The 23,611-nt window shown below is 49.4% G+C and carries 27 protein-coding genes and 1 riboswitch; of the genes, 16 read left to right on the top strand and 11 right to left on the bottom strand.

The window, feature by feature from the left end; all coding sequences use genetic code 11:
- Positions 1-21 precede the first annotated feature (21 nt).
- On the top strand, positions 22-1,413 hold the full coding sequence (locus AAHB90_RS01360) for a hypothetical protein (protein WP_342083106.1): 1,392 nt from the start codon (positions 22-24) through the stop codon (positions 1,411-1,413).
- A 92-nt stretch (positions 1,414-1,505) separates the two neighbouring features.
- Positions 1,506-2,390, top strand: coding sequence for a Ppx/GppA phosphatase family protein (locus AAHB90_RS01355; protein ID WP_342083105.1), 885 nt, complete (start codon positions 1,506-1,508; stop codon positions 2,388-2,390).
- A gap of 40 nt (positions 2,391-2,430) precedes the next feature.
- Here the strand turns inward: AAHB90_RS01355 and AAHB90_RS01350 are convergent, their stop codons facing one another.
- The 10 genes from AAHB90_RS01350 to AAHB90_RS01305 form a co-directional block, all read right to left on the bottom strand.
- Positions 2,431-2,799, bottom strand: coding sequence for an SxtJ family membrane protein (locus AAHB90_RS01350; protein ID WP_342083104.1), 369 nt, complete (start codon positions 2,797-2,799; stop codon positions 2,431-2,433).
- Between the two features lie 98 nt (positions 2,800-2,897).
- On the bottom strand, positions 2,898-3,047 hold the full coding sequence (locus AAHB90_RS01345) for a DUF5989 family protein (protein ID WP_015812275.1): 150 nt from the start codon (positions 3,045-3,047) through the stop codon (positions 2,898-2,900).
- A 74-nt stretch (positions 3,048-3,121) separates the two neighbouring features.
- Positions 3,122-4,243, bottom strand: coding sequence for an SGNH/GDSL hydrolase family protein (locus tag AAHB90_RS01340; protein ID WP_342083103.1), 1,122 nt, complete (start codon positions 4,241-4,243; stop codon positions 3,122-3,124).
- A gap of 28 nt (positions 4,244-4,271) precedes the next feature.
- Entirely contained in the window at positions 4,272-6,137 is a 1,866-nt protein-coding gene (locus tag AAHB90_RS01335; protein ID WP_342083102.1) for a carbamoyltransferase family protein, read from the bottom strand.
- Between the two features lie 319 nt (positions 6,138-6,456).
- On the bottom strand, positions 6,457-6,840 hold the full coding sequence (locus AAHB90_RS01330) for an acyl-CoA thioesterase (protein WP_342083101.1): 384 nt from the start codon (positions 6,838-6,840) through the stop codon (positions 6,457-6,459).
- 286 nt (positions 6,841-7,126) lie between these two features.
- Positions 7,127-9,448, bottom strand: coding sequence for a 5-methyltetrahydropteroyltriglutamate--homocysteine S-methyltransferase (metE, locus tag AAHB90_RS01325; RefSeq protein ID WP_342083100.1), 2,322 nt, complete (start codon positions 9,446-9,448; stop codon positions 7,127-7,129).
- Between the two features lie 57 nt (positions 9,449-9,505).
- Positions 9,506-9,712, bottom strand: a complete 207-nt coding sequence (locus tag AAHB90_RS01320; protein ID WP_342083099.1) for a hypothetical protein — start codon at positions 9,710-9,712, stop codon at positions 9,506-9,508.
- Positions 9,672-9,897: riboswitch (cobalamin riboswitch) on the bottom strand. (Overlaps the previous gene by 41 nt.)
- 162 nt (positions 9,898-10,059) lie before the next feature.
- Positions 10,060-10,323, bottom strand: a complete 264-nt coding sequence (locus AAHB90_RS01315) for a type II toxin-antitoxin system RelE family toxin (protein ID WP_342083098.1) — start codon at positions 10,321-10,323, stop codon at positions 10,060-10,062.
- A gap of 3 nt (positions 10,324-10,326) precedes the next feature.
- A complete protein-coding gene (locus tag AAHB90_RS01310) occupies positions 10,327-10,569 on the bottom strand; it encodes a hypothetical protein (RefSeq protein WP_342083097.1) in 243 nt (80 codons plus the stop codon).
- Positions 10,570-10,611: 42 nt separating this feature from the next.
- Positions 10,612-11,343, bottom strand: coding sequence for a glucosamine-6-phosphate deaminase (locus AAHB90_RS01305; RefSeq protein ID WP_342083096.1), 732 nt, complete (start codon positions 11,341-11,343; stop codon positions 10,612-10,614).
- A gap of 148 nt (positions 11,344-11,491) precedes the next feature.
- On the opposite strand from AAHB90_RS01305, the gene fumC reads away from it, so the two are divergent.
- The 12 genes from fumC (at position 11,492) to AAHB90_RS01245 (ending at position 21,031) form a co-directional block, all read left to right on the top strand.
- Positions 11,492-12,892, top strand: coding sequence for a class II fumarate hydratase (gene fumC / locus AAHB90_RS01300; protein WP_342083095.1), 1,401 nt, complete (start codon positions 11,492-11,494; stop codon positions 12,890-12,892).
- A gap of 76 nt (positions 12,893-12,968) precedes the next feature.
- The gene (locus AAHB90_RS01295; RefSeq protein WP_342083094.1) at positions 12,969-13,484 is read left to right on the top strand and encodes a hypothetical protein; all 516 of its coding nucleotides are present in this window, start codon (positions 12,969-12,971) and stop codon (positions 13,482-13,484) included.
- A 100-nt stretch (positions 13,485-13,584) separates the two neighbouring features.
- Positions 13,585-14,526 carry a D-2-hydroxyacid dehydrogenase gene (locus AAHB90_RS01290; RefSeq protein WP_342083093.1) on the top strand — a complete coding sequence of 314 codons (942 nt, stop codon included), beginning with the start codon at positions 13,585-13,587 and terminating at the stop codon, positions 14,524-14,526.
- 16 nt (positions 14,527-14,542) lie between these two features.
- Positions 14,543-15,730 carry a galactokinase gene (locus AAHB90_RS01285; protein ID WP_342083092.1) on the top strand — a complete coding sequence of 396 codons (1,188 nt, stop codon included), beginning with the start codon at positions 14,543-14,545 and terminating at the stop codon, positions 15,728-15,730.
- A gap of 34 nt (positions 15,731-15,764) precedes the next feature.
- Positions 15,765-16,907: an aldose epimerase family protein gene (locus AAHB90_RS01280; protein WP_342083091.1), complete on the top strand. Its 1,143-nt coding sequence runs from the start codon at positions 15,765-15,767 to the stop codon at positions 16,905-16,907.
- Between the two features lie 111 nt (positions 16,908-17,018).
- Positions 17,019-17,321, top strand: coding sequence for a DUF4160 domain-containing protein (locus AAHB90_RS01275; RefSeq protein ID WP_342083090.1), 303 nt, complete (start codon positions 17,019-17,021; stop codon positions 17,319-17,321).
- A complete protein-coding gene (locus tag AAHB90_RS01270; protein WP_342083089.1) occupies positions 17,318-17,560 on the top strand; it encodes a hypothetical protein in 243 nt (80 codons plus the stop codon). The genes AAHB90_RS01275 and AAHB90_RS01270 overlap by 4 nt, the downstream gene beginning before the upstream one ends.
- A gap of 75 nt (positions 17,561-17,635) precedes the next feature.
- Positions 17,636-18,259: a hypothetical protein gene (locus tag AAHB90_RS01265; RefSeq protein WP_342083088.1), complete on the top strand. Its 624-nt coding sequence runs from the start codon at positions 17,636-17,638 to the stop codon at positions 18,257-18,259.
- 138 nt (positions 18,260-18,397) lie between these two features.
- The gene (locus AAHB90_RS01260) at positions 18,398-19,021 is read left to right on the top strand and encodes a PspC domain-containing protein (RefSeq protein WP_342083087.1); all 624 of its coding nucleotides are present in this window, start codon (positions 18,398-18,400) and stop codon (positions 19,019-19,021) included.
- Between the two features lie 38 nt (positions 19,022-19,059).
- Positions 19,060-19,245, top strand: coding sequence for a LiaI-LiaF-like domain-containing protein (locus tag AAHB90_RS01255; protein WP_342083086.1), 186 nt, complete (start codon positions 19,060-19,062; stop codon positions 19,243-19,245).
- Positions 19,246-19,249: 4 nt separating this feature from the next.
- Positions 19,250-20,278, top strand: coding sequence for a LiaF transmembrane domain-containing protein (locus AAHB90_RS01250; RefSeq protein ID WP_342083085.1), 1,029 nt, complete (start codon positions 19,250-19,252; stop codon positions 20,276-20,278).
- 57 nt (positions 20,279-20,335) lie between these two features.
- Positions 20,336-21,031: a M15 family metallopeptidase gene (locus AAHB90_RS01245; protein WP_342083084.1), complete on the top strand. Its 696-nt coding sequence runs from the start codon at positions 20,336-20,338 to the stop codon at positions 21,029-21,031.
- 5 nt (positions 21,032-21,036) lie between these two features.
- Here the strand turns inward: AAHB90_RS01245 and AAHB90_RS01240 are convergent, their stop codons facing one another.
- Positions 21,037-21,756, bottom strand: coding sequence for a head GIN domain-containing protein (locus AAHB90_RS01240; RefSeq protein ID WP_342083083.1), 720 nt, complete (start codon positions 21,754-21,756; stop codon positions 21,037-21,039).
- A 171-nt stretch (positions 21,757-21,927) separates the two neighbouring features.
- Here AAHB90_RS01240 and AAHB90_RS01235 point away from each other — a divergent pair, with 171 nt between their 5' ends.
- Together AAHB90_RS01235 and AAHB90_RS01230 are read left to right on the top strand one after the other, a co-directional pair.
- Positions 21,928-22,548: an RNA polymerase sigma-70 factor gene (locus tag AAHB90_RS01235; protein WP_342083972.1), complete on the top strand. Its 621-nt coding sequence runs from the start codon at positions 21,928-21,930 to the stop codon at positions 22,546-22,548.
- A gap of 2 nt (positions 22,549-22,550) precedes the next feature.
- Positions 22,551-23,606: a FecR domain-containing protein gene (locus AAHB90_RS01230; RefSeq protein WP_342083082.1), complete on the top strand. Its 1,056-nt coding sequence runs from the start codon at positions 22,551-22,553 to the stop codon at positions 23,604-23,606.
- Positions 23,607-23,611: the final 5 nt, after the last annotated feature.

The raw sequence follows: 23,611 nt of genomic DNA, 5'->3' as shown, positions 1-23,611 counted from the left end.
TGGGCTCGTATGCAAAACTACATGCAAGCCCAGACGCCACCTTCGTTCCTCCGACAATACGGTTCCTGGATCGGGTACGCCGCCGCCGCATCGGTAACGTCGGTAATGGCCTATATGTACGTAAATCAGCTCTCGCAGAACGACCATCTGGTGCAGGATGTGAAAAACCTGCAAAGCCAGATCGAGGTAATCCGCAACCAGTCGGCACCGGTGGCGAAAACCGACACGGTATATGTAATGCAAACAGCTCCCGACGGCCAGAGCCTCCAAGCCAGCGCGCAGCTGCGGGATTACGGCCGATATACTTCGCACAGCCGCCTTCGCCAGGACTCTGACAACGAAGAGCTCGCCTATGCAGCGCCTTCCGTTAAGACCGACGGCGCGGAAGCAGGTACGGATGCGCAGGTGGAAGCTGCTCCCGTCCATGCAGCTAGTCAGGCTGGCCATACTCTTCGCGAAAAGCCGGCTGGGGCGCTTGCCACTGCCCAGGGTACGAATGCAGCTGTTTCCACGACAGAACCCGCTGCGCCAGGCCATGTTGATGCAGCTAATCAATTACCAAAAGGTTCTTACAATCCGAACGGCAGGACATTCGACAGCGATTTCAGTATTGCCGCGATCAATACACCGGTGGAAATACAACCCGATATGTCCCAAAAGCGGAAAATGCATTATGAACTCGCCAGCAAACTGACAGCGCGGCAGGTACAAAAAGCATTGATAGCCAATAATATGGCGGTCGCCAAAGCACCGGTTAGTGGCAAAAAGGCTGAGCAGGTCGCCCAGACGGAAAGTGTTATCCCGAAACTCCCTTTGAAAACACCTTACCGGTTCGGTGCAGGATATCAGATCGAGGGCAACGGCCGGGGCAAAACGGTGATGGGAGAGGTAATCATCAAGAAGAAATTTTCGCTCGCGGCGGGCATTACGTGGCTCAAAGCCAAACGGGCTGAGTTCTTTACGGAAAACGTATTCAGAGCTCAGGCACGCGTGGATTTCAAGGAAACACATCCGGGCCAGGTGCCGCTTATTTTTCAGTTGTATAATATTAAAATTGACCAGAATGTAGTCCAGATCCCGCTTACGCTGGCATTCCGGAATACTTTGAAAGACGATTGGGCATATTATGCGAGCGTAGGTACCAATTTTAAGGTATCCTCCAAAGAAACCATTTCCTATGATTGCCGTGGACCCAAAAACGAGTTTTTTAACCAGACTTTTTCCAAAAAAGGCGACGTATCCCCGGTCACTTCGATGAACTTCGGCGTGGGGATCGAGAAAAGCTGGCATCCGATCGTCGTCCAGGCGGAAGGTTACTGGGTCAATTACTTCAAACCGCTATCACCGCTCAGGCAAGGGGCCGGCCCTGGCCTGAAAGTAAAGCTATTGTATCAGATAGGCCGTCAAATGTAGCGTCTGCCTACGAAGTTTCGCGGGCAGGGCATTGAAACTTGTCCGCGAAAGTCTATTTTTGGCCTTTATTAACTCCCCTATTTGACGAGCTTTTGAAATTCGCAGCCATAGATATCGGTTCCAATGGTGCCCGTATGCAGATCTCATCCGTTTTGCAGGACGAAGGCATTTCACGCTTCAAGAAGGTCGAATACGTCCGGTTCCCGCTCCGCCTCGGACATGATGTGTTTACCCAGGGGCTCATTACCCCGCAAAGTGAAGACCGCATGATGAAGCTCATGCTGGCCTATCAACTTCTGATGGAACTCCATGAAGTCGATGATTTTATGGCTTGCTCCACATCCGCCATGCGCGAAGCAGCCAATGGCCAGGAAGTCCGCGACCACATTGAGCAACGCACCGGAATCCATATCCAGATCATCGACGGCCAGAAAGAAGCCGAACTGGTTAACAATGTGGTAGTACAATCGCTGAGCGACGGTCAGTACATTCACATCGACGTGGGTGGCGGTAGTACCGAGCTGAACCTGTACCAGGACAGGCAGAAGATCAAGGCCAAATCATTCAAGCTGGGTTCCGTGCGCCTTTTGGAAGGAAAGGAGTCTAAAAATGCCTGGTTGAAGATTAAGGAATGGATCAACCAGAATGTCGATTACAGCAAGCCTATTCAAGCGGTAGGTACGGGAGGTAACATTAATAAGCTGTTTGACCTTTCTTCCAAACTTACCGAGAGCTCGACCAGTCTCGAAGAAATACAGCGGATGCGCGATTATATCGATCAATTTTCTCTCGCAGACCGTATCAATAAACTACAACTCAATCCCGATCGCGCGGACGTGATCGTGCCGGCGGGCGATATTTATACATCCGCTATGCGCTGGGCAGGCGCAGACGTCATTCACGTGCCCGATGTAGGCTTGAAGGACGGCATGCTCCAAGTGCTCTACGAGCGCGCATGCCGCAAAAAAAAGGCCTGAAACCAGGCCTTTTTGCATTTTGATATTTCTTTCTCCTGCATTACCAGACCTGTTCCAGATCCTTCGCGGAATATTTGTGGTTTCTTTCCGTAAAAACAGTGTCGCTATCTTCCTTCTTCAAATGAAGCGGGTTTTTCTTGGTCAGCTTTGCAATGGCCGCAACCGGGAACAAAATGACGAAAAACACAATCGACAGAAGGATTTTTCCGTTAATGGCGCCCAGCACTTCTGCGATCTTGTACCAGCCTTTTACCACCAGATCCCCAAAAACGGGGATAGCCAAACTGAAAACGCCGATCACCGCCGCAGCGATCAGGAAATAGGGGTATTGGGATTTAAAAATAAAATATAGAACAACCAACCCGGTGACGATCACCAGCTGCGCTTTGACTTTTTCGGATTCACTCATTTTGATAATGTGATATTACAGCCGGCAGCGACGCGTTATGCACCGCTGCCGGGCGAAGTTTCAGATAAGAACTGGATTGATCTGTGCTGTACTGAAAATCAGAACAATGTGTAGATGAAAGGCGCAACAGCCGAACCACCTCCGATCACGATCAGGACACCTATGAGCAGTAGAACGATGATCACAGGAGCAAGCCACCACTTCTTACGCTCCTTCATAAATGCAAACAAATCTGTCAAAAAATCCATCTTCTATATAGTGTTTAAAACTCAAATTTAGAACTTAATTACCTTTTTGCCACTTCTAACCCTTTAAATCTGAGTTATCGTTTGCTCATTGCCTGATAAAGCCTGTCGGCGATCAGCTGGTTCAGCGCTGCACTGCCATGGCCGTCATTTTTTCCTACAACGCGCTCTTTCTCAGGAATCTTAACCACGCCGTCGTTTATATCCACTACCGTTACATTGTTCGATTTCAGATAATTTTCCACCGGTTTGGTATATCCTGCACTTTTCTCGACCTGAAACAGGAACGGTATAAAAACGGCGTACATCTGCGCTTTCGTACTGTCACGATAAGCCAGCATTCCTGAAAGATCTCTTAAATGTGCATTAAGCACCGTGGTATCGGTATAGGCTGTTTGCACAAACTTCTCAAAGGTACTGAAACCGGTATGCGGCAATTGCCAGTAAATGAAGTTGGGCAGGTAAAATCGCTTGACGATGGTCGCGGCCGGACCTTTAAGGTCGGCATATGGCTCGGTACCGGTAAGCGTCAATCCTTTTTCCCGGCCTACTTTTTCGATATCGTTCGGGAAGTATTCCAGAATGATGATATCGGGCTTTACGGGGAAATCCTGCAAACGCTTTACCTCGTCGCGCGTATCCGCTCCCGACATTCCGAGGTTGTAAATCGTATATTTATCTGCTCCGAGCTTGGCTTCGAGCATATTTGAAAAACGCTCATTCACGTCTTTCAAGCCGTGACCAGCTGCAAATGAGTCACCGATTACAAGTACCTTCTTTTTTCCCGGCTCGTTCTGGATCTCCTTGTCGTGGTAACCCAGCGCGTTGACAGGGTGCCAATATTTCTCCCACCAGATCTGCGACGCTTTCGAAAGCACACCTTCGTGGCTTTGCGGCACGTACATAAATATGATTTCAAGGAAAATCAGCACGACGATCAATGGCGTGATGATGGTTACAATATTAGCAACCAAGCCTTTGGCTTTGCTTTTTACCACCCCGTAATAGAATATCCGGAGGATTTCGATGATCAGCAGGAACCAGAATGCAAATTTGGCAAGACGAACATGCCAGCTATCGCTCTGAGGATATCCCGGGTAATCGAATTTGATGTGAAACTTGTCCGGATAGAACAAAAACACAAACAGCAGTCCCAGGAAGAGGATGCGGATGATACTGGTAACAATTTTAGATGTCATTACTTTTGGGTGCTCTATGAATACAGGATTAGTCAAGAACGAATTCTTCCTTCCAGTTATCTTTTTCCAGCCATTCGGGCTGCTGTTTTTTATCAAAAATATAGTTACCCACCACGAGGTAATCCATTTCCGTGCGCATGAAACAGCGGTATGCGTCGTTCGGCGTACAAACGATCGGCTCCCCGCGGACATTGAAACTTGTATTTACGATCACCGCGTAGCCTGTCAATGCCTTGAATGCGTCGATCAGATCGTAGTAACGCGGATTGGTTTCCTTATGCACCGTCTGGATCCGCGCCGAATAGTCGATATGCGTGATCGAAGGCAGATCGGAACGTTCGAAATAGAGTTTTTCGCGCAAATCCAGCGAGCCGTAATTCGCGGGAACCGGCTTTCTACGGCTTTCCGCAACCGGATGTACCAGCAGCATATAAGGTGAAATACCATCATAGTCGAAATAGTCGTGGCAATCTTCTGCCAGTACCGAAGGCGCGAACGGCCTGAACGACTCACGGTATTTGATCTTCAAATTCAGTTTCTTCTGCATTTCGGCATTGCGCGGATCGCCCAAAATGCTGCGCCCACCCAATGCACGCGGCCCGAACTCCATCCGGCCCTGCACCCAGCCAACTACGTTGCCTTCCGATAAAAGCCTTGCAGCTTCCAGCGTCAGGTCTTTGAAATTCTCGTAGTAGGTGTAATGGGCCTTGTATTTCTTGGCCGTCAAAGCGACGTCGAGATCAGAAAAAGTAGGCCCCAGGTAAGATCCGCGCATGGCGTCGGCCTTCCAGGTAATCTTTCTTTCCTGCCCGAAATAAATATGGTAAGCTGCCTGCGCAGCACCTAATGCACCTCCCGCATCACCAGCGGCCGGCTGAATGAAAATATCCTTGAAAATATTTGCCTTTTGAAGCTTGCCATTTGATACACAGTTCAATGCAACACCACCCGCCATACAGAGGTAATCGGCGCCGGTAAGGCGTTTGGCTTCTTTGGCCATCCTCACCACCGCTTCTTCGGTGATATTCTGAATGGCGAGACCCAGGTTACAATGTACAGCCTCGAGTGCATCTTCCGGCCGGCGGGTCTTGAATCCGAACAATGCCTCCCATTTGTGTTCATTAACCATTTTCAGGCCAGTGGCATAGTCGAAATATTCCTGGTCGAGCCAAACAGATCCGTCTTCTTTCAAATCGATAAGTTCTTTCAGGATAATTTCCTCATAACGCTTGACATCCGGAGAAGACGGGTTGCCATAAGGTGCGAGGCCCATCAGTTTATACTCCCCGGAGTTTACCCGGAATCCGAGGAAATAAGTAAATGCAGAATAAAGCAACCCGAGCGAATGCGGGAAGCGGAGTTCCTTAAGAATGCTGATATCCTTTCCTTCACCCAGGCAGATCGAGGCCGTGGCCCATTCACCCACGCCATCAATCGTGAGAATGGCCGACTTTTCATAGGGAGAGGGATAATATGCGCTGGCAGCGTGCGAGAGGTGATGCTCAGGAAACAGCATTTTCACCTTTTTCTTCTTTTTGTCGTAACCCAGCTTTTCCAGCTCCTCGTTGATCAGCCTTTTCAGGAACATTTTTTCCTTGATCCACACCGGCATGGCGGTTAGGAACGATCTTACACCTTTGGGGGCAAATGCGTAATAGGTTTCGAGAAGTCTTTCAAATTTCAGAAGCGGCTTGTCGTAAAAAACGATTGCGTCCAGCTCGTTGATCGATAGCCCGCCATATTCGAGGCAAAAGGCAACTGCATTAGAGGGGAAACCAGGATCGTGCTTTTTGCGTGTAAAACGCTCTTCCTGTGCTGCGGCAACAATTTCGCCATTATCTATAAGAGCCGCGGCCGAATCATGATAGAAAGCCGAGATACCTAAAATTTTCATTAATGAGTGATTAGAATAATGTGTACAGTTTCGACCTACACCGTCCAAAAGGCGTGCAAGATAAGCATTTTGAACAAGGCTACAACCGGGCAGCCCGGGCCAGCTGCGATCATAATTCTATTAAACGGTTCGGAATCAATCAAATAAAAAGCTCGGACAGTCAAATCTTAACAGTTTCGCCATCCTACTTCACGTTAATTGATTAATTATGAACCACTTTGAATACGCGACATCTTTACTACGCAATTTCTTGCCGTATGATAAATTCTACAATTTCATCGACATAACATCGCGCTCTATTCACTTTCAAACGAAGTCCTTATAAGATCTTAGTCGGTTTATGGTGCTCGTCGAGCGCCACGAACGTAAAAATTCCTGTCACTGCCTTCTCACGGCTCTCCTCATACATTTTCTCCACAAAAATATCGACGCGGACCTTCATGCTGGTATTCCCGACGGTCTCCACGCGGCCCACCAGCTCGATAATCGTCCCGGCAGGAATAGGATGTGTAAAATCGATACGGTCCGACGAAACGGTAACACACCGCAACCTGGAAAAACGCGTCGCGGCAATAAAAGCGACCTCATCCATCATCGATAGCGCGGTGCCACCGAAAAGGGTATCGTAATGGTTGGTGTTGTTAGGGAAAACAGTTTTAAAAACGCGGGTTTCCGAAGCGGAAATTCTTTCTTCTAATGTCAAAATGATATGTGTTAATGGTATGGTTACGATGTTTTGGCCGGAAGTGGTCAGGTGTGGTCAAGTGTGGTCAGGAATAGTCAGGTGTGGTCAGGCATTGTCAGGTGTGGTCAAGAGTCGTCAGGTTTGGTCAGGAGTGGTTATTACAGTCATTTTGTAATTCTCTCGACTCAATTTCTGAACAGACTGACAACACTTGACAATTTCTGACTATACCTGACAATTTCTGACTATACCTGACAATTTCTGACAATTTTCTGACTACACCTGACTACCGTGACGATTCCCGCTAACTTGCGACTTCGACCGATTCGCGCAGCAAGTTAGCCGCAGAAATCATGTTACGCAAAGCGGCTTCGGTTTCGGGCCATTTGCGGGTCTTGAGTCCGCAATCCGGGTTAACCCACAGATTCCGTGCCGGGATCACCTTCAATGCCTTTTCGAGCAAATGGATCATCTCATCGACTGTTGGTACGCGTGGCGAATGGATATCGTACACACCCGGGCCGATTTCATTCGGATAATTGAATTGCGCGAACGCATCCAGCAGCTCCATTTGTGACCGCGATGTTTCGATCGTGATCACGTCCGCGTCCATGGCGGCGATAGAATCGATAATGTCGTTAAACTCCGAATAGCACATGTGCGTGTGTATCTGCGTCTGATCGGCCACGCCTGCGGCGCTCAGGCGGAATGCGTCCACGGCCCATTTCAGGTAGGTCTGCCAGGCATGTTTTCTCAATGGTAAACCTTCTCTGATCGCCGGCTCATCGATCTGGATTACCTTGATTCCCGCTTTTTCCAGATCCACCACTTCATCGCGGATCGCCAGTGCGATCTGGAAAGTGGTATCTTTCCTGGGCTGATCGTCGCGCACAAACGACCATTGCAGGATCGTCACGGGGCCCGTCAACATCCCTTTCACCAGTTTTTCGGAATTAGCCTGCGCAAAAGCCGACCATTTAACCGTCATAGGTTTCTCACGCTCCACGTCGCCGTAAATGACCGGTGGTTTTACACACCGGCTACCATAGCTTTGTACCCAGCCATTTTGTGTAAAAACAAACCCGGAAAGCTGCTCCCCGAAATACTCGACCATATCATTCCGTTCGAACTCCCCGTGCACCAGCACATCGATCCCCAACTCTTCCTGCCAGCGCAGCGATTCTACGATCTCTTCGCGAATGCGGGACTCGTATTCCTCCAATGTCAGTACCCCTTTCTTGAACTGCGCACGCAGCTGCCTCACCTCGTCGGTTTGCGGGAACGAACCGATGGTTGTCGACGGAAACAATGGCAATTTCAGTTTTTCCAACTGAATGGCCTGCCGGATGGCAAATACATTCTGCCGGTCGAAATCCGGTTCACGTACTTCGCTAACCCGTGCTTTGACCGCCGGTTTGTGGATCAACGCGGATGTACGCCGGCTTTCAATCGCTTCCTGATTGAGCAAATAGTCAGGGTTCGTAGCATACTCCAGCGTAGCCAGCCTGGCCAGCGTGGTTACCTCGTTGAGTTTCTGCTTTGCAAATGCCATCCAGTTTTTGATTTCCGGCGTCAGCACGGCTTCATTCTTTTCGAGATCCAGATCGTAAGGACTATGCAGCAGTGACGACGATGGTGCAACCAGAATCCGGTCTTCTCCCAGCACTTTTACAGCCACCTGAATCCATTCGAGCGACTTCCGGTAGTCGTTTTTCCAGATATTCCGGCCATCCACAACGCCCAACGACAGCTTTTTGGTGGAAGCCACAAACGTTTCATCCACCAGGATTTGCGGCAATGTCTCCGCACCGCGCGTCAAATCGATATGCAACGCATCAACCGGCAAAGCCGTGGCAATTGCAAGATTATCTTCCAGCGGCCCAAAATAGGTCGTCACCAGAATACGCAATTTCGGAAGCGCCTCCCTGATCTGGTTATAAGCGCTCAAAAACGCCAGTTTTTGCCTTTCATTTAAATCCAGTACCAACCCCGGCTCGTCAAGCTGCACCCATTCGGCTCCTCTCGCGGAGAGTTCTTTTAGTATTGATATATAAACAGGCAGAAGGCTGTCCAGCAGATCGATACGATCAAATCCGGCTTCTTTTTCCTTGCCTAAAAGAAGGTAGGTAACAGGCCCGAGCAAGACGGGTTTAGTCAAAATCCCTTTTTGCAATGCATCTTCAAATTCCAGCAAAACCTTCTCAGAATACCGCTTGAATTTCTGGTTTTTAACAAATTCGGGAACGAGGTAATGGTAGTTCGTATCAAACCATTTGGTCATTTCCATGGCATTGATATCCAGCCCGTTCTTCTGGTAACCGCGGGCCATTGCGAAATAGAGATCGAGTTCCTTATTGGATTTCCCATCGAGCAACTGGTGGTACCGCTCCGGAATCGCCCCTACCATCAGTGATGTGTCGAGGACGTGGTCGTAGAGCGAAAAGTCATTGGAGGGAATGAGGCTTATGCCCGCTTTTTGCTGTGTTTCCCAGTTCCGGTGGCGGATCTTCCGGGCGATCTTCTGCAATGCATCGCGGTCGATGCTGCCGGCCCAGAATTGTTCGTTGGCTTTTTTGAGCTCGCGGAGGCTTCCCACACGCGGGTAGCCGAGGTTGTGTGACAACATACTTTTTTGTGTTTAAAGAGTTAATAAAAACCCTGTGAAAACACCCTCCCATCCCGACTAACGCCTGTTGCTGACGCTGGTCGATACTTCATCCCATCGCGGCAACACACGGCTACCCTGCGAAACGAACAGATACAGTTCCCCCCGAACCAGCCGGGAAGCCTGCGGCACTGCAATAAAATGTGGTAAATCAATACTTGACTGCTCCCCACCCGTGAGGGAGAAACCATTGAGGGTAATGGCAAGTCTCCTGGCTTGTATCATTTTTACCGCCCTTCTCGCCACGCCGGGGCGCTGCAATGGGACGCGAGGGTAAAAACAGGTCCTGAAACGTCAAGACGGATACTTACAGTAGCACGACTGCCCGTGAATTGCACACGGTTCCTTTTTGTTTTGCTCAATTTTGGCTGAGGGATCCAAAGGCAAAAACCATTACCCCGATTGACGGGCGTTCACAAAGAACTGCGTCAAATTTAAGCGGGGAAGACATTCGGCCGGAATCAGCGTCGCGATTTAAGTGAAGCAAGGAAAAATTAGTATTTGCAGTTGGATAAAATATCTGTTTTGCGCTCGAATCATTGCCCTTAAAAGTGATTTTGTAAATGCAGGTTTTATGGAAAATACCTATATACTTCTTTCCTATGCAGCATCCGCGCCAAAATCATAGTGCCATTTTCGAGAAAAATGTCCACACGATACTCTCCTAACCTTATCCGGAAGGCATTCGAAAAACCTTTCATCTTCTTGACATTCGGTAGCTCAACCAGTCGATCCACCTTCCTGATTTCTTCCACCAGGTCCCGGACTTGTGATTGTATTTCAGGTGAAGATTTTTTTACATCCTTAATAAATGCATTGGTATACTCATATTTCATAGCCTATTTGGCGGAAAGAAATGATTCGAAATCGTTCTTTTCTTGTTCCGTTGCAATGCCACTTTTTAACCCTTCCTCCATTGCCGCCATCAGCGCGACATCTTCTTCCTCTTCCGACAGGACACGCTCCGTTACATCAATATCAAGTGCTTTGAGAACACTCAACAAAGCATCTTTTTGAACCGTAGTAACAAGAACATCGAGTAAGAGTCTTTCTTTTCTATTTGGACTAACAGCCGCCATCATCTAATCCGATTAACATTCATTCTACAATTTACAAACAACCGACTATGAAATCAACTCCGCAGCGTCCGCATCCAGGATAAACTCGGCATTCAAATGGTTTTGCAGGACCGTCGCAGGGAAGTCCTTCGAAACGGGGAATGCGAGCGCGCGTTGGATTACCGGCGCTTTTGCGCTGCCTGATGCGAGCAAAATGGCGGCTCGTGCATCCAGAATGTGACGGATACCTACGGTAATGCCGCGTGTAAGCGTGGTAGGTTGGTTGAAGTACTTCTGCCCTACTTCCACTGTAATCGGATCAAGTTCGGAGATGTGAGCGTAGTTGTCCCAGGAAGTGCCTGGCTCGTTGAGCGCGAGGTGCCCGTTCATTCCAACACCTAAAATAATAAGGTCGAGGCCGCCGAGGCTTTCTACGATTTTATTGATGCGATCGCATTCCGCTTGCGGATCGAATGCTTTGCCGTCGAAAAAGACAATCTGATCGGGGCGGAGGCCGATGGGTTTGAGGAAATCACGGTCGAGGAGGTCGCGGCAGCTGCCGTCGTCGCCGGCGCCGAGACCTATCCATTCGTCCAGACCAACGAAAATACATTTCGAGAAATCTACCCGGCCGTTCTGGTTGGCGGCCACCAACGCATCGAACATGCCCTTGGGACTACTACCTGACGGAAAACAGATAACCGATTCCGGTTTGTGGTTCATCAGATCGATCACACGCTCGGCAGCGGCCGAACTCATCATGGCATAGCTGGGATAAATACTGATTTTAGGTGTCATGAAAAGTGGTGTTTAGGATACAGGCTGGTCAATCTAAACAATCTTTTTTCAGACATGAACATTTATCCACAAAAAACTCCAGAAACTGCAAACCCGATCCTAACTTTACCGCGCATTGTTCATTTTACATTATCATTCTACTTCAAAAATGGAATACCGCATAGAAAAAGACACGATGGGTGAAGTACAGGTCCCTGCGCATGTATACTGGGGCGCCCAGACGCAACGCTCGATCCAAAACTTTCCTATCGCTCAGGATATCAATAAAATGCCGAAGGAGATTATCAAAGCCTTCGCATACCTGAAAAAAGCAGCCGCTATCACCAATTACGAGGCAGGCATTCTTCCACAGGAAAAAAGTGACCTCATCGGAAAAGTTTGCGATGAAATTCTTACCGACCAGCTCGACGACCAATTTCCATTGGTAGTGTGGCAAACCGGCTCAGGAACGCAGTCGAATATGAACTGCAACGAGGTGATCGCATACCGCGGGCACGTGCTGCAAGGCGGCGACCTGGCCGACAAGACCAAGTTTTTGCACCCGAACGACGATGTAAACAAGTCGCAGTCGTCGAACGACACTTACCCTACGGCAATGCACATTGCGGCTTACAAAATCCTGGTGGACGTCACCATTCCGGGCATTACCAAGCTGCGCGACACATTGAAAGCGAAATCCGAAGCATTTAAAAATGTCGTTAAAATCGGCCGTACGCACTTCATGGACGCTACGCCGCTGACTTTGGGTCAGGAATTTTCAGGCTATGCTTCGCAGCTCGACCATGGTTTGAAAGCCATTCACAATACGTTGGCACACCTTTCTGAACTGGCATTGGGCGGTACAGCCGTTGGAACGGGTATTAATACCCCTCCGGGATACTCGGAAAATGTAGCCCGTCACATTGCTGCATTGACAGGCCTGCCATTTATCACTGCCGAGAACAAATTCGAAGCACTAGCAGCGCACGACGCGATCGTAGAGGCACATGGTGCATTGAAAACCGTTGCGGTAAGCCTGATGAAAATTGGTAATGACATTCGGATGTTGTCGTCCGGCCCTCGCTCGGGCATCGGCGAAATCCATATTCCCGATAATGAACCAGGAAGCTCCATTATGCCGGGTAAAGTGAACCCTACCCAATGCGAAGCGATGACGATGGTGGCTGCACAGGTAATGGGTAACGACGTAGCGATCGGCATCGGCGGTTCCAACGGCCATTTCGAGCTGAACGTTTTCAAACCGTTAATGGCTTACAACTTCCTGCATTCGGCCCGTTTGATCGGCGATGTCTGCGTTTCGTTCAACGATAACTGCGCAGTGGGTATCGAGCCTTTGCATGAGAATATCAAGAAGCACGTGAACAACTCTTTAATGCTGGTTACTGCATTGAACACCAAAATCGGTTACTATAAGGCCGCCGAAATCGCGCAGACGGCTCATAAAAATGGTTCTACGTTGAAAGAAACGGCTGTTGCATTGGGCTACCTGACGCCCGAAGAATTCGATGCCTGGGTAAAACCGGAAGACATGGTGGGTGAGATCAAATAGCCGATCGAACTTGAAATAATGTCTGCGAATGCCCTGCCGAAAACGTAGGGCATTTGCATTTAGACCTCTTAATATCATGAATATCAAGAACGAATTACTAGCCGATCCCTACCAGTCCAAACGGAAGGCTACAGAAGTTGCGATGTATGCCTGTACTTCGGATGAAGCATTCAGGCAATTGATGCACTGCTTCGAATCCGACGAGTACCGCCTGGCGCAACGAGCCGCGTACAGCGTGAGCATTGCTACGCGAGGGCGGCCGGAGCTGATCCATCCGTACATCGGCGTGCTGGTAAGCCAGTTGAAACGCACGGATATTCATGACGCTGTGATCCGGAACAGTGCGCGCATTTTGCAGGATATCAGCATACCCGATGAATTTCACGGTGAGCTGATGGATGCTGCATTCGGGATCATAGCAAATCGCCAGATAGCCATTGCAATTCGAACGTTTTGCCTGACCATCCTTTTTAACCTATCCAAAATTTACCCGGAGATCCAAAAGGAGTTGCGCGTATTTCTGGAAGAATCGGTTGAATTCGAGCAGGCTGCATTCCAGTCGAGGGCCCGGAAAATCCTGAAAAAGATTTAAAATCAACTTGATTGTGAAGGCTGACGGCCCATTTCACCGTCTGACTAGCAGATATTACAGGTAAATCATTTTACCTTGCTTCTTTAAACAAAAACAATAGATGATCATATACTGCCATGCCTTACTCGACGGCTCGCTCAATGCCAAACTGAGCGAAGCGCTTACCCCGCAGCATCAGATCCATTTTCGCACCGAGACGGCCAGCAATGAGGAACTTAAATCCTGGTTTGCCAGCGCCGACTACATCCTCGGCAACCCGCCGGTGGCCTGGTTTGAAAGCGTACCTCCCAACCTGAAATTCTGGCAACTCGATTCCGCCGGGTTCGATCAATATTCGTCCGTAGCCATTCCCGATCACATCAAAACGGCCAATATGGGCGACTGGTTTGCACGTCCTTGCGCCGAATCGATCGTAGGCGGTGTTCTCGCCCTGTATCGCGGCCTGGACAAGCTTACGCTTCTGAAACAGAAATCGGAGTGGATCGGAACGCCGTTACGTGCTGAGTTGAAGATTTTGTATAAGCAGAATGTCATCGTGCTCGGTGCCGGAACGATAGGCCAATCGGTGAATGCGATTTTGAAAGGACTTGGCTGTACAACCCATTTAATGGCGCGAACATCGCAGGAGGCCGATCTTCACAGCAAGGAAGATCTATTTAACGAACTACCGCACGCCGATCTCGTGATCAATACCCTGCCGGGGACCGCGCAGCATTTTGTGAACACGGAATTTATCTCGGCCATGAAAGACCAGAGCGTTTATGCAAGCGTGGGACGGGGCAGCACAACGGACGAAAATGCATTGATCGATGCCTTGAAATCAGGGAAACTCGATGGCGCAGTACTCGACGTGACCGAGATCGAACCATTACCTGCCAATAGTCCGCTGTGGCAAATGGACAATGTGATCCTGACCCAGCACACCGGCGGCGGGCACAAAAATGAGCACATGGGTAAAGTAGATTTATTTCTGAATAACATTTTTGCCATACAAAGCGGCGCCAACATCGCCAATGAAGTGACCCTTGTAAAAGGCTATTAAACCGACCGAAACTGAAATGCTACTGACAGAAACCGATATCGCAGAAGGTATCCAGGATAAATATTTTTTGAAATTTGGCACCGCTTCGCGCGAAGTCGTGCGCGTGTTCCGTTCGCCCGGCCGCATTAACCTCATCGGCGAGCATACCGATTACAACAATGGCTTCGTACTGCCTGCCAGCGTCGATAAAGCGGTGTATTTCGTCATCGCGCCGCGGGAAGACGATCAGGTGATCCTCTACGCGGCCGACCTCGACCAGACCTATTCATTTTCACTCGACGATCTTTCCAAACCGGAAAAGTCCTGGCCGCATTATCAGATTGGTATTGTGGAACAAATTCAAAAGAAGGGCTTAAAGATCGGCGGTTTTCAGGCGGCATTCGGCGGTAATGTGCCGGTAGGCGCCGGGCTTTCGTCGTCGGCGGCACTGGAATGCTGTCTGCTGTTTGCATTGAACGAAATTTACGGGTTGAACCTCGACCGTTTCAACATTGTAAAAATGTCACAGAAAGCCGAGAACGAATATGTAGGCGTGCAGTGCGGCATTATGGACCAGTTTGCTTCTGCTTTTGGCAAGGAAGAATCGGTGATCCGCCTCGACTGCCGCTCGCTCGAATACGAGTATTTCCCATTCCCGATGGACGATTACCTGATCGTCCTTTGCGATACGATGGTAAAACATTCACTGGCCAGTTCGGAATACAATACCCGCCGCCAGGAATGTGAAAAGGGGACGGCGATTTTGCAGCAATATGATGCCAACGTTTTGAGCCTGCGCGACGCGACGCCTGCATTGGTGGAGGAACATAAGGACGAAATGGGCGACGTCGTGTACCGCCGGTGTAAGTTCATCACAGAAGAAATCCAGCGCGTGCAAGATGCCTGCGACCTGCTCGTACAAGGCAATCTGCCCGATTTTGGTAAAAAAATGTATGCAACCCATTTTGGGCTTCAAAATGAATATGAAGTGAGCTGCCCGGAACTCGATTTCCTCGTGGCGCAGACCTTAGACGACGACTCCGTACTCGGCGCGCGCATGATGGGCGGTGGCTTCGGTGGTTGCACGATCAATTTGGTAAAGAAAGACGATGTGGAGGCTTTTGAAGCCAAAATGAAGCAAGCTTATCTTGAAAAATACAAAATCGACTTGCCTTGCTACCGGGTGAAAATCACCGACGGGACCGAAGAAGTCGCACTGGCATAATCTGACCATTTACACAAACTCTTAACCTTTGACTATGAGAAGAATCCCTTTTTTACTCACCGCACTGGTTGGCCTGGCCATTTTCAGTTGCTCAAAAACCAAGAATGAAGAAAAAATGATCAGTACTATCTCCAAAGAGGCATTCGGCCAACTTCCCGACGGCCAGCAGGCTGACCTTTACACACTGACCAACGCCAACGGCATGACCGTCAACATCACCAACTACGGCGGGATCGTCACGAAACTGACAGCGCCCGACAAAAACGGGCAGTGGGCCGACGTGGTGTTGGGTTTCGATTCACTGGCCCCCTATCTGAGCGGCCATCCGTTCTTCGGTGCATTGGTAGGCCGCTATGGCAACCGCATTGCGAAAGGAAAATTCAAGCTGAATGGCCAGGAATACTCACTGGCGATCAACAATGGCCCGAATGCATTGCACGGCGGTACAAAAGGATTTGATAAAGTGATCTGGAAAGCGACCGAGATCAAGCAAGATTCCGTGGTAGGATTGCAACTGGAATACACCAGTAAGGACATGGAAGAAGGCTATCCAGGCAACTTGACCGTAAAAGTGGTTTACACGCTTGACAACGAGAATGCGCTGACGATCGATTACACCGCCACTACCGACAAACCAACCGTAGTAAACCTGACCAACCACTCGTATTTCAACCTTACCGGTCTGAAACGCGACATCCTCGACCATGAAGTGACCATTGAATCGGATAGTATCGTACCTGTGGACACCACGCTTATCCCTACCGGTAAACTCCGCGCAGTGGAAGGAACGCCGTTCGATTTCCGCAAGCCGACCAAAATTTCAGCTGGTATCAACAAAACGGAAGATGAACAAATCAAAGCCGGTGGTGGATACGACCACTGCTGGGTGTTGAAACGCAGCGGCGACGGCCTGGTACAATTCGCGACCGTGCACGAACCTGAAAGTGGCCGTATAATGGAAGTTTTCACGACTGAACCTGCCGTTCAGTTCTATACCGGCAACTTCCTCGACGGCAAACTGACCGGTAAGGGAGCCACTTACGTAAAACGTTTCGGCCTGTGTCTCGAAACCGAGCACTACCCCGATTCACCAAACCAGCCACAGTTCCCTACCACAACACTCAACCCGGGACAGACTTACCATACCACTACGAAGTATAAGTTTTCGGCGAAGTAATCACTACTTGCCGTTCGATATGACGGGCATTGCCGGCTGATCATTGCTGGCAATGCCCGTTCTTTTTTGCAGGGATTTGGGGTAGCTTTGGTTGCACTAATTACACAGACTATGCCCAAAGTCCTCGAATATTTCGGAATGATATTTTACTTTTATTCCAATGAGCACCTTCCCATCCATATTCACGTTTCTTACAATGAATGCGAAAGTGTTTTCGAGATATTCTTTGAAGACGGAGTTTTAAAGGAAGTTCTGTTACGAAAGTCGGGCGGACAGGAACCTCTTCCTACAACGCAACTTAAGGAAGCTCAAAAAGTGGTGGAGCATTATGCGCAGGACATTGTGAATAAATGGACTGATTTTTTTGTTCTCAAAAAGAAAGTGAAAAGTTTAAAAATCACCAGAAGGATATGAAAGTCGTTCAAGCGAAACATTTGGCGGGCTACAAAATCCTGATCAGCTTTTCTGACCTGACCGAACAGGTTGTCGACTTCGGCCCTTTCCTGACGGACCATTCCCATCCGCAGTACGACAAATACAAAAATCCAGGTCATTTTAAAAAATTCAAAATTGAACGGGGCAACATTGTCTGGGGAAAAGACTGGGACCTTATTTTCCCGGTGGAGCAGCTGCACGCCGGAAAGATTGAATGAGTTTTACAGCTTTTGTCTAATTTTGAGGTATAATTTTTGAACATTCGGACGGCAGTCCGCATTTATGTATACCCAATGCTTACCAAAACCGTAAAAATCAGCAATGTTACCAACCTCTCCGACGCGCGCTATTGTGCGGGCATGGGCGTTGAAATGCTTGGTTTTTCTATTGACGAAGATTCTCCCAATTATATTTCTCCTAAAAAGTTCGAAGATATCTGCTCCTGGCTCGCCGGGGTGACGCTGGTCGCCGAAACGGCTCAGACCGATCCCGACGCGATCATTACCGCCCTGGCGGATTATCCCGTGCATGCCGTTCAGGTGAATGATCCGGGTTTGCTCAATTATCTCCGCACCCAACTTGGCTTACCGCTGCTACTGCGTGTAAGCGTCGATTTGTATGAAGCGGACGAAATCGTAGCGATACTGAGCCGGTATGAAGGCGAAGTGACGCATTTTCTCCTCGAAAGCGACAATGAAGCAGAACTATCCGAATCATGGATGCAGGTACTGGGCACAATCGAGGCCGATTACCCGGTACTGGTAGGCTTTGGGCTCGACAATGAATTTACAGTCAGCGCACTCACCGAATTGCTGCCGAACATCGGCATCGCATTGCGTGGAAGTGAAGAAATCCGGCCCGGTTATAAGGATTTTGGATCGATGATGGACATTCTGGAAGCGCTGGAAGAGCAATAACGCCGTTTTTCACGCATTTAAAACACATTCTCACTAAAAACATCCGCTTAACACGCCCTCTCACCGATAATAATTTTCCGGTTTACAGTATCTTGCATTACCTACTACCTTTGATTACAAATAAACACTAAACTAATCATGGAAAAGAAATTGCATCGCATACCTGACCAGGCAGTTTTCGGAGGAGTTTGCGCAGGAATCGCTCAGTATCTGCAAATTGACGTGGTAATCGTCCGCGTTATCTTCGTAGTAATGGCGCTGCCGATACTGCCTCCGGGCTTTGGAATGACCGGATTAATTTACATTATCCTGTGGGCCGTGCTGCCGACCGGTCCTGCCGGGGAGGTGTATACAACCCATACGGCATTCGGCTCCGAGCCTGCCAAACCATCCGAGCCGCTGTTTGAAAAAAAGAGGTCCGATCAAACCATGATGATACTGGGTGGCGTGCTGATCTTCTTCGGCGCCCTGATGTTGATAGACGACCTGCCGGTTTGGTACCAGTTCAAAAAGTATTTCTGGCCCATTGCCCTGATCGGCATCGGTGCATTCCTGATCCTGCGTCAGCGCGATAAGGAGCACGAAAACAAGGCAACCGTATACCCGACCACGCCTCCACCGGTGGAGCCTGTCGATCCTGGTCCCGATCCGCAGCCTTACACGCCATTTTCGCCAAGTACTTCACCGGAAACGCATTTTCCGGAAGATCCTGAGCTGAAAAAGCCTGAAAACGGCGACGACGACGTCATCAAAGTCAACTAGTGCATTCCTTCCCGCATTTAACATAAAACCACAAAGCCATGAATTTCAAAAACATTTTCTGGGGTGTAATCCTCATTGTCATCGGATCGCTGTTTCTGGTGGAGGAACTGACTGCCTTCGATTTCGGCCGCTTCTTCTGGCCCATTATCCTGATCGTGACCGGCGGGCTGCTGCTGTTGCGCAATTTCCTGAATTCCGACAGTACTAACCGATCAAACATTTAAAATCATGAAAAACTCAAGAGGTATCGTTTGGGGTGGTTTGCTCGTCATTTTGGGCGTAATCTGGCTGCTCCGGAGCATGAACCTGCTGAATGTCGACTGGGACGCCGTACTGCCTTACTGGCCCGTCCTGCTGATCCTCGCCGGTGCGATCCTGATGGCGGCCGGGCGGGAACGCGGTTCGGGCGGCATCGTGGCATTGCTCATTACACTGGCCGTCTTTGGCGGTGTTGTCAACAAAACACACCAGGCGTTCGACGATCGCGACAACTGGCATTTCGGCTGGGACGACGATGATGACGATCACAATTATGGCTATCATCACGACGATAACGACGATGATGATGACGACGACGAAAAGGATGACGATTATCAGAAAGAAAAGTGGAAGAGCGGCGACCGGCCCATTAACGGCACCTATAACCACGAAATGGAGGATTTTATCCAAAAGGCCAACTTCAACCTCGAAGGTGGCGCCGGATCCTTCTCCCTGAATGGTAATACCGCCAAGTTGTTCGAGGCTAGTACCAAAAGCACGATCGTCGGCTTTCTTTCCAATACCTCTGTGAACAAGCTGGATAATTCGGCGACCGTCACTTTAAAAATGGAGGAAGGTAATGTCAAAATCAAAGATGGTGAAATGTCGAATCAGGCCAAAATTCAGTTAAATGAGAAGCCTGTATGGAATATCGACCTGGGTATCGGAGCAGGAAAAGGCAATTTCGATTTCAGTAATTATAAAGTTGAAAAACTGAAAGTAAGTACAGGAGTGGCCGATATGGACATCCGCCTGGGGGATAAAATGCCTGCCACCAATGTCGATATCGAAGCCGGCGTTGCCTCGGTAACACTTGAAGTGCCTGAATCCGTCGGTTGCGAAATGTACATGGACGGCGCGCTGAATGCCAAAAACATGGACGGTTTGAGCAAAGTAGGCGACGGCCATTATCGCACCTCGAACTTCGATACCGCAGCGAAAAAAGTCATTGTACATTATGAAGGCGGGTTGACGAGCATTAATATCAAGCGGTACTAAGCAGCCTTTCGAATTTTAAAAAGAATATCTTTGCAGCCTTTGCAAGGATATTTTTTTATGCTTAAAACTGCCATTTGCCTGCTGCTGATCAGCATCGCTGCATTCCAAACCACTGCACAGTCGCCAAAATCACTTCCTCCTATCGAGCAGAAAATGGTAGCGCGCGGATTGGTGGACGTTCAAAAAGCCGACCCGGATATTTTGGTGGAATTGAAATACTCTACCACCGACAATTTCATCGGGCGTGATGTGTACGGCGAGCTTACGCGTGCGTACCTGCAACCCGAAATGGCGAAAAGACTTGCCAAAGCCAGTGCATTGTTGAAGCGGCAGAAACCCGGTTATAAGCTGCTCGTCTACGACGCGGCACGGCCGAATTCCGCCCAGTACGACCTTTGGAATGCATTGGACCACCTAAAAATCCCTGCACGGAGCAAAACGCAATATGTAGCGGACCCGAAAATGGGTTCGAACCACAATTTTGGATGCGCGGTCGACCTTACCATTGCCGACGAAAAGGGCATTCCGCTCGATATGGGCACAAAATTCGATTTTTTCGGCCCGCTGGCTTACCCGCGCTCCGAACAGGAAATGCTGAAAAAGGGAAAGCTGACGGTCCAGCAACTTGAAAACCGTCAGCTTTTGCGAAGCGTGATGACCCAGGTGGGATTCAAGGTCAATACCACGGAATGGTGGCATTTCGACGGGATGTCGAAAGCACAGGCCCGGGCTAAATACGGAATGATCCCCTGAAAAATCTATTCAGCACGGACACTACTCCCACCAGAAACTTCCTTTTCGACTTTCGGGTTGCCGCGGTAACGCACATTACTCGCGCCGCTGGCTTTCACATCCAGGAGACGGGTTACCCAAACTTTCGCATTGCTGGCACCCGAAACTTCCAGGTCCGATTCTTCGGTTTCCAGATCGAATGCATTCAGCTGCGAGGCTCCGGACGCTTCGCCGTCCAGGAATTTCATTTTCCCGAACACATTCAGCCTGGACGCACCATTGAGCTCGAATTTCAATGTGGTACCACTGCCGTCGAAATCGCATTGTGAAGCTCCTGAAAGGTCGATCTCGATGCTCGGCAGGTTTTCAAAATCGGCTATTTCTGCATTGACGGCACCCGAGAAATCCACCCCCGCCAGGTCGGGCATCGTGATGTCGATGTCCATCCGCTGGCGTTTCTTCCAGGAATTGTTGTAGCGGGCGGTCAGTTTGCCATCCTGAACGAATATATTGAGGTCGTCCAGGTCGTTGCGCTCGCCCGTGGCCGTTACCTCAAATGAAGTTCCGGCCACCACGTGCACCCGCATCGCATGGCCAATTTCTAACTCGTCGAAATTCCGGAAATCATAGTCACGGGTCGCCTCGCCTCTTGGCAAAATGTCCTCATCCTTGTTAATATAAACACAGGACTGAAAACCGGAAGCGATCGCAAGCGCAATGGAAAGTTTAAGAAAAATTTGTTTCATGGCTAAAAGATGTTTTGCAGCTATGACAAGCGGCTCCCTGCTTCCCCCTATTTAAAAAATATTTTTTTTCACATAGGGGTGTACGCGGGCTAAGTTGTCTCTCTCCAAAGGACATCCAAAATGACCGCTCTTCTATATCAGGAACCGCTAATCGAAAGAGATTATCTATTTTTGACCGAAAATCAAAAACAGATAACGGTGTACTCTTGCGACCCAGAAATAGTCAGCGCGATTCGGCGGGGCGATGAACAGGCCTTTGAGCAGACTTTTCGGACCTATTATCCGAGGTTATGCAATTATGCCTGCACGATGCTCAAAGATGAAGAAGAATCGGAGGAAGTCGTGCAAACGGTTTTCCTGACGATCTGGGAAAAGCGGGAAGACCTCGAAATCACGCTTTCACTGAAATCGTATCTGTACCGCGCGGTTCATAACCATTGCCTCAATCGTTTCAAGCACGCCACCGTGCGCGAGGCGCATAAGGATTATACGATGCATTTTTCGAGCGGGTCGTACGATTCGGTGACGGAGGTGATCCACGCCAGCGAACTGGAAGAGCGCATTGAGAGGGCGGTGAGCACCTTACCGGAGCAATGCCAGAAGGCATTCAGGTTGAGCCGTTTTGAGGAATTGAAATATCAGGAAATTGCAGATCAGTTGGGAATATCCATTAAAACGGTGGAAAATCAGATAGGGAAAGCTTTGAAAATTCTGCGCGCGGAACTGGCAGATTACCTGCCGGTTACGCTTTGGTTGTGTTGTAGCATTGTTGAACAGTTAATCAGATCGTAACCATGAAATCATCTCATGCAAACATATCGGAGGAACTGTTAGCACGCTACCTGGGCGACACAGCTTCCGAATCGGAAAGAAATGAAGTAGAAGCCTGGCTGGCGGAGTCCGAGGCAAATGCGCGGGAACTGGCCACCTACCGGCTGATATGGGACCACACGGCTTCCATGAAAAAAAGCGGCTCGGCAGTGGATACCGATGCCGCCTGGAATAAAATGAAGGGCAAAATGGCCGCCAGTGCGAAGCTGGCCGCTACTCCCGCGGAAGTACCCGCGCCGGAAGTATCCACTTGGGAAGCACGAACGATTGAATTCCGGCCAGAGGTAAGGAAGCGCCGGTTACCGGTTACGGTGTGGGCAGCGGCAATGATCGCCATGCTGGTGACTGCATTCGGCTGGTTTTTCCTGATGAAGGACAAAACACCCGAGTCGCTGAATGTCGCCACAACCAACAATACGACCGAGCAGCTCCTACCCGACGGTACCAAGGTTTTCCTCAATTACAATTCTACATTAACCTACCCGAAAGCCTTCAACGGCGATCTCCGGACGGTTTCATTGCAAGGGGAAGCATTTTTTGATGTGAAACGCGATACTGAACATCCATTCGTCATTCAAGCCAACGGCACAGAGATCCGCGTTCTCGGAACGTCTTTCAATGTCAAAGCATATAAAGAGGCCCCTGTGCGGGTGGACGTCGCAACCGGAAAAGTACGCGTGAGCAAAGATCAACACCGCGTCGAACTCGTGAAAGGCCAGGGTGCCGAGGTGCTGAAAGATTCGATCCGCAGCCTGCAGGCGAATATGAACCTGATGGGCTACCGGACGCAGGTGTACGAATTTAATGCGGCCGATCTGGTGGATGTTGTGAGCTCGATCCGCGACGGATACCATGTGGATGTGCGGCTCTCCAATGATAAGATCGCACAATGCAGGCTCACGATCCGCTTCGAAAAAGAACCCGTGGACGCCACATTGTCCGTCATCGCCGAAACCCTCGACCTTAACCTCCGCAAAGAAGGCAAGGTTTACTGGCTCGACGGGAACGGTTGCCAATAGAACCA

The organism is Dyadobacter sp. OTU695, assembly GCF_038440355.1.
In the GTDB taxonomy this organism is placed as follows: domain Bacteria; phylum Bacteroidota; class Bacteroidia; order Cytophagales; family Spirosomataceae; genus Dyadobacter.
The sequence above is the reverse complement of the archived record's forward strand: the minus strand, read 5'-3'. Positions and strand labels throughout refer to the sequence as shown.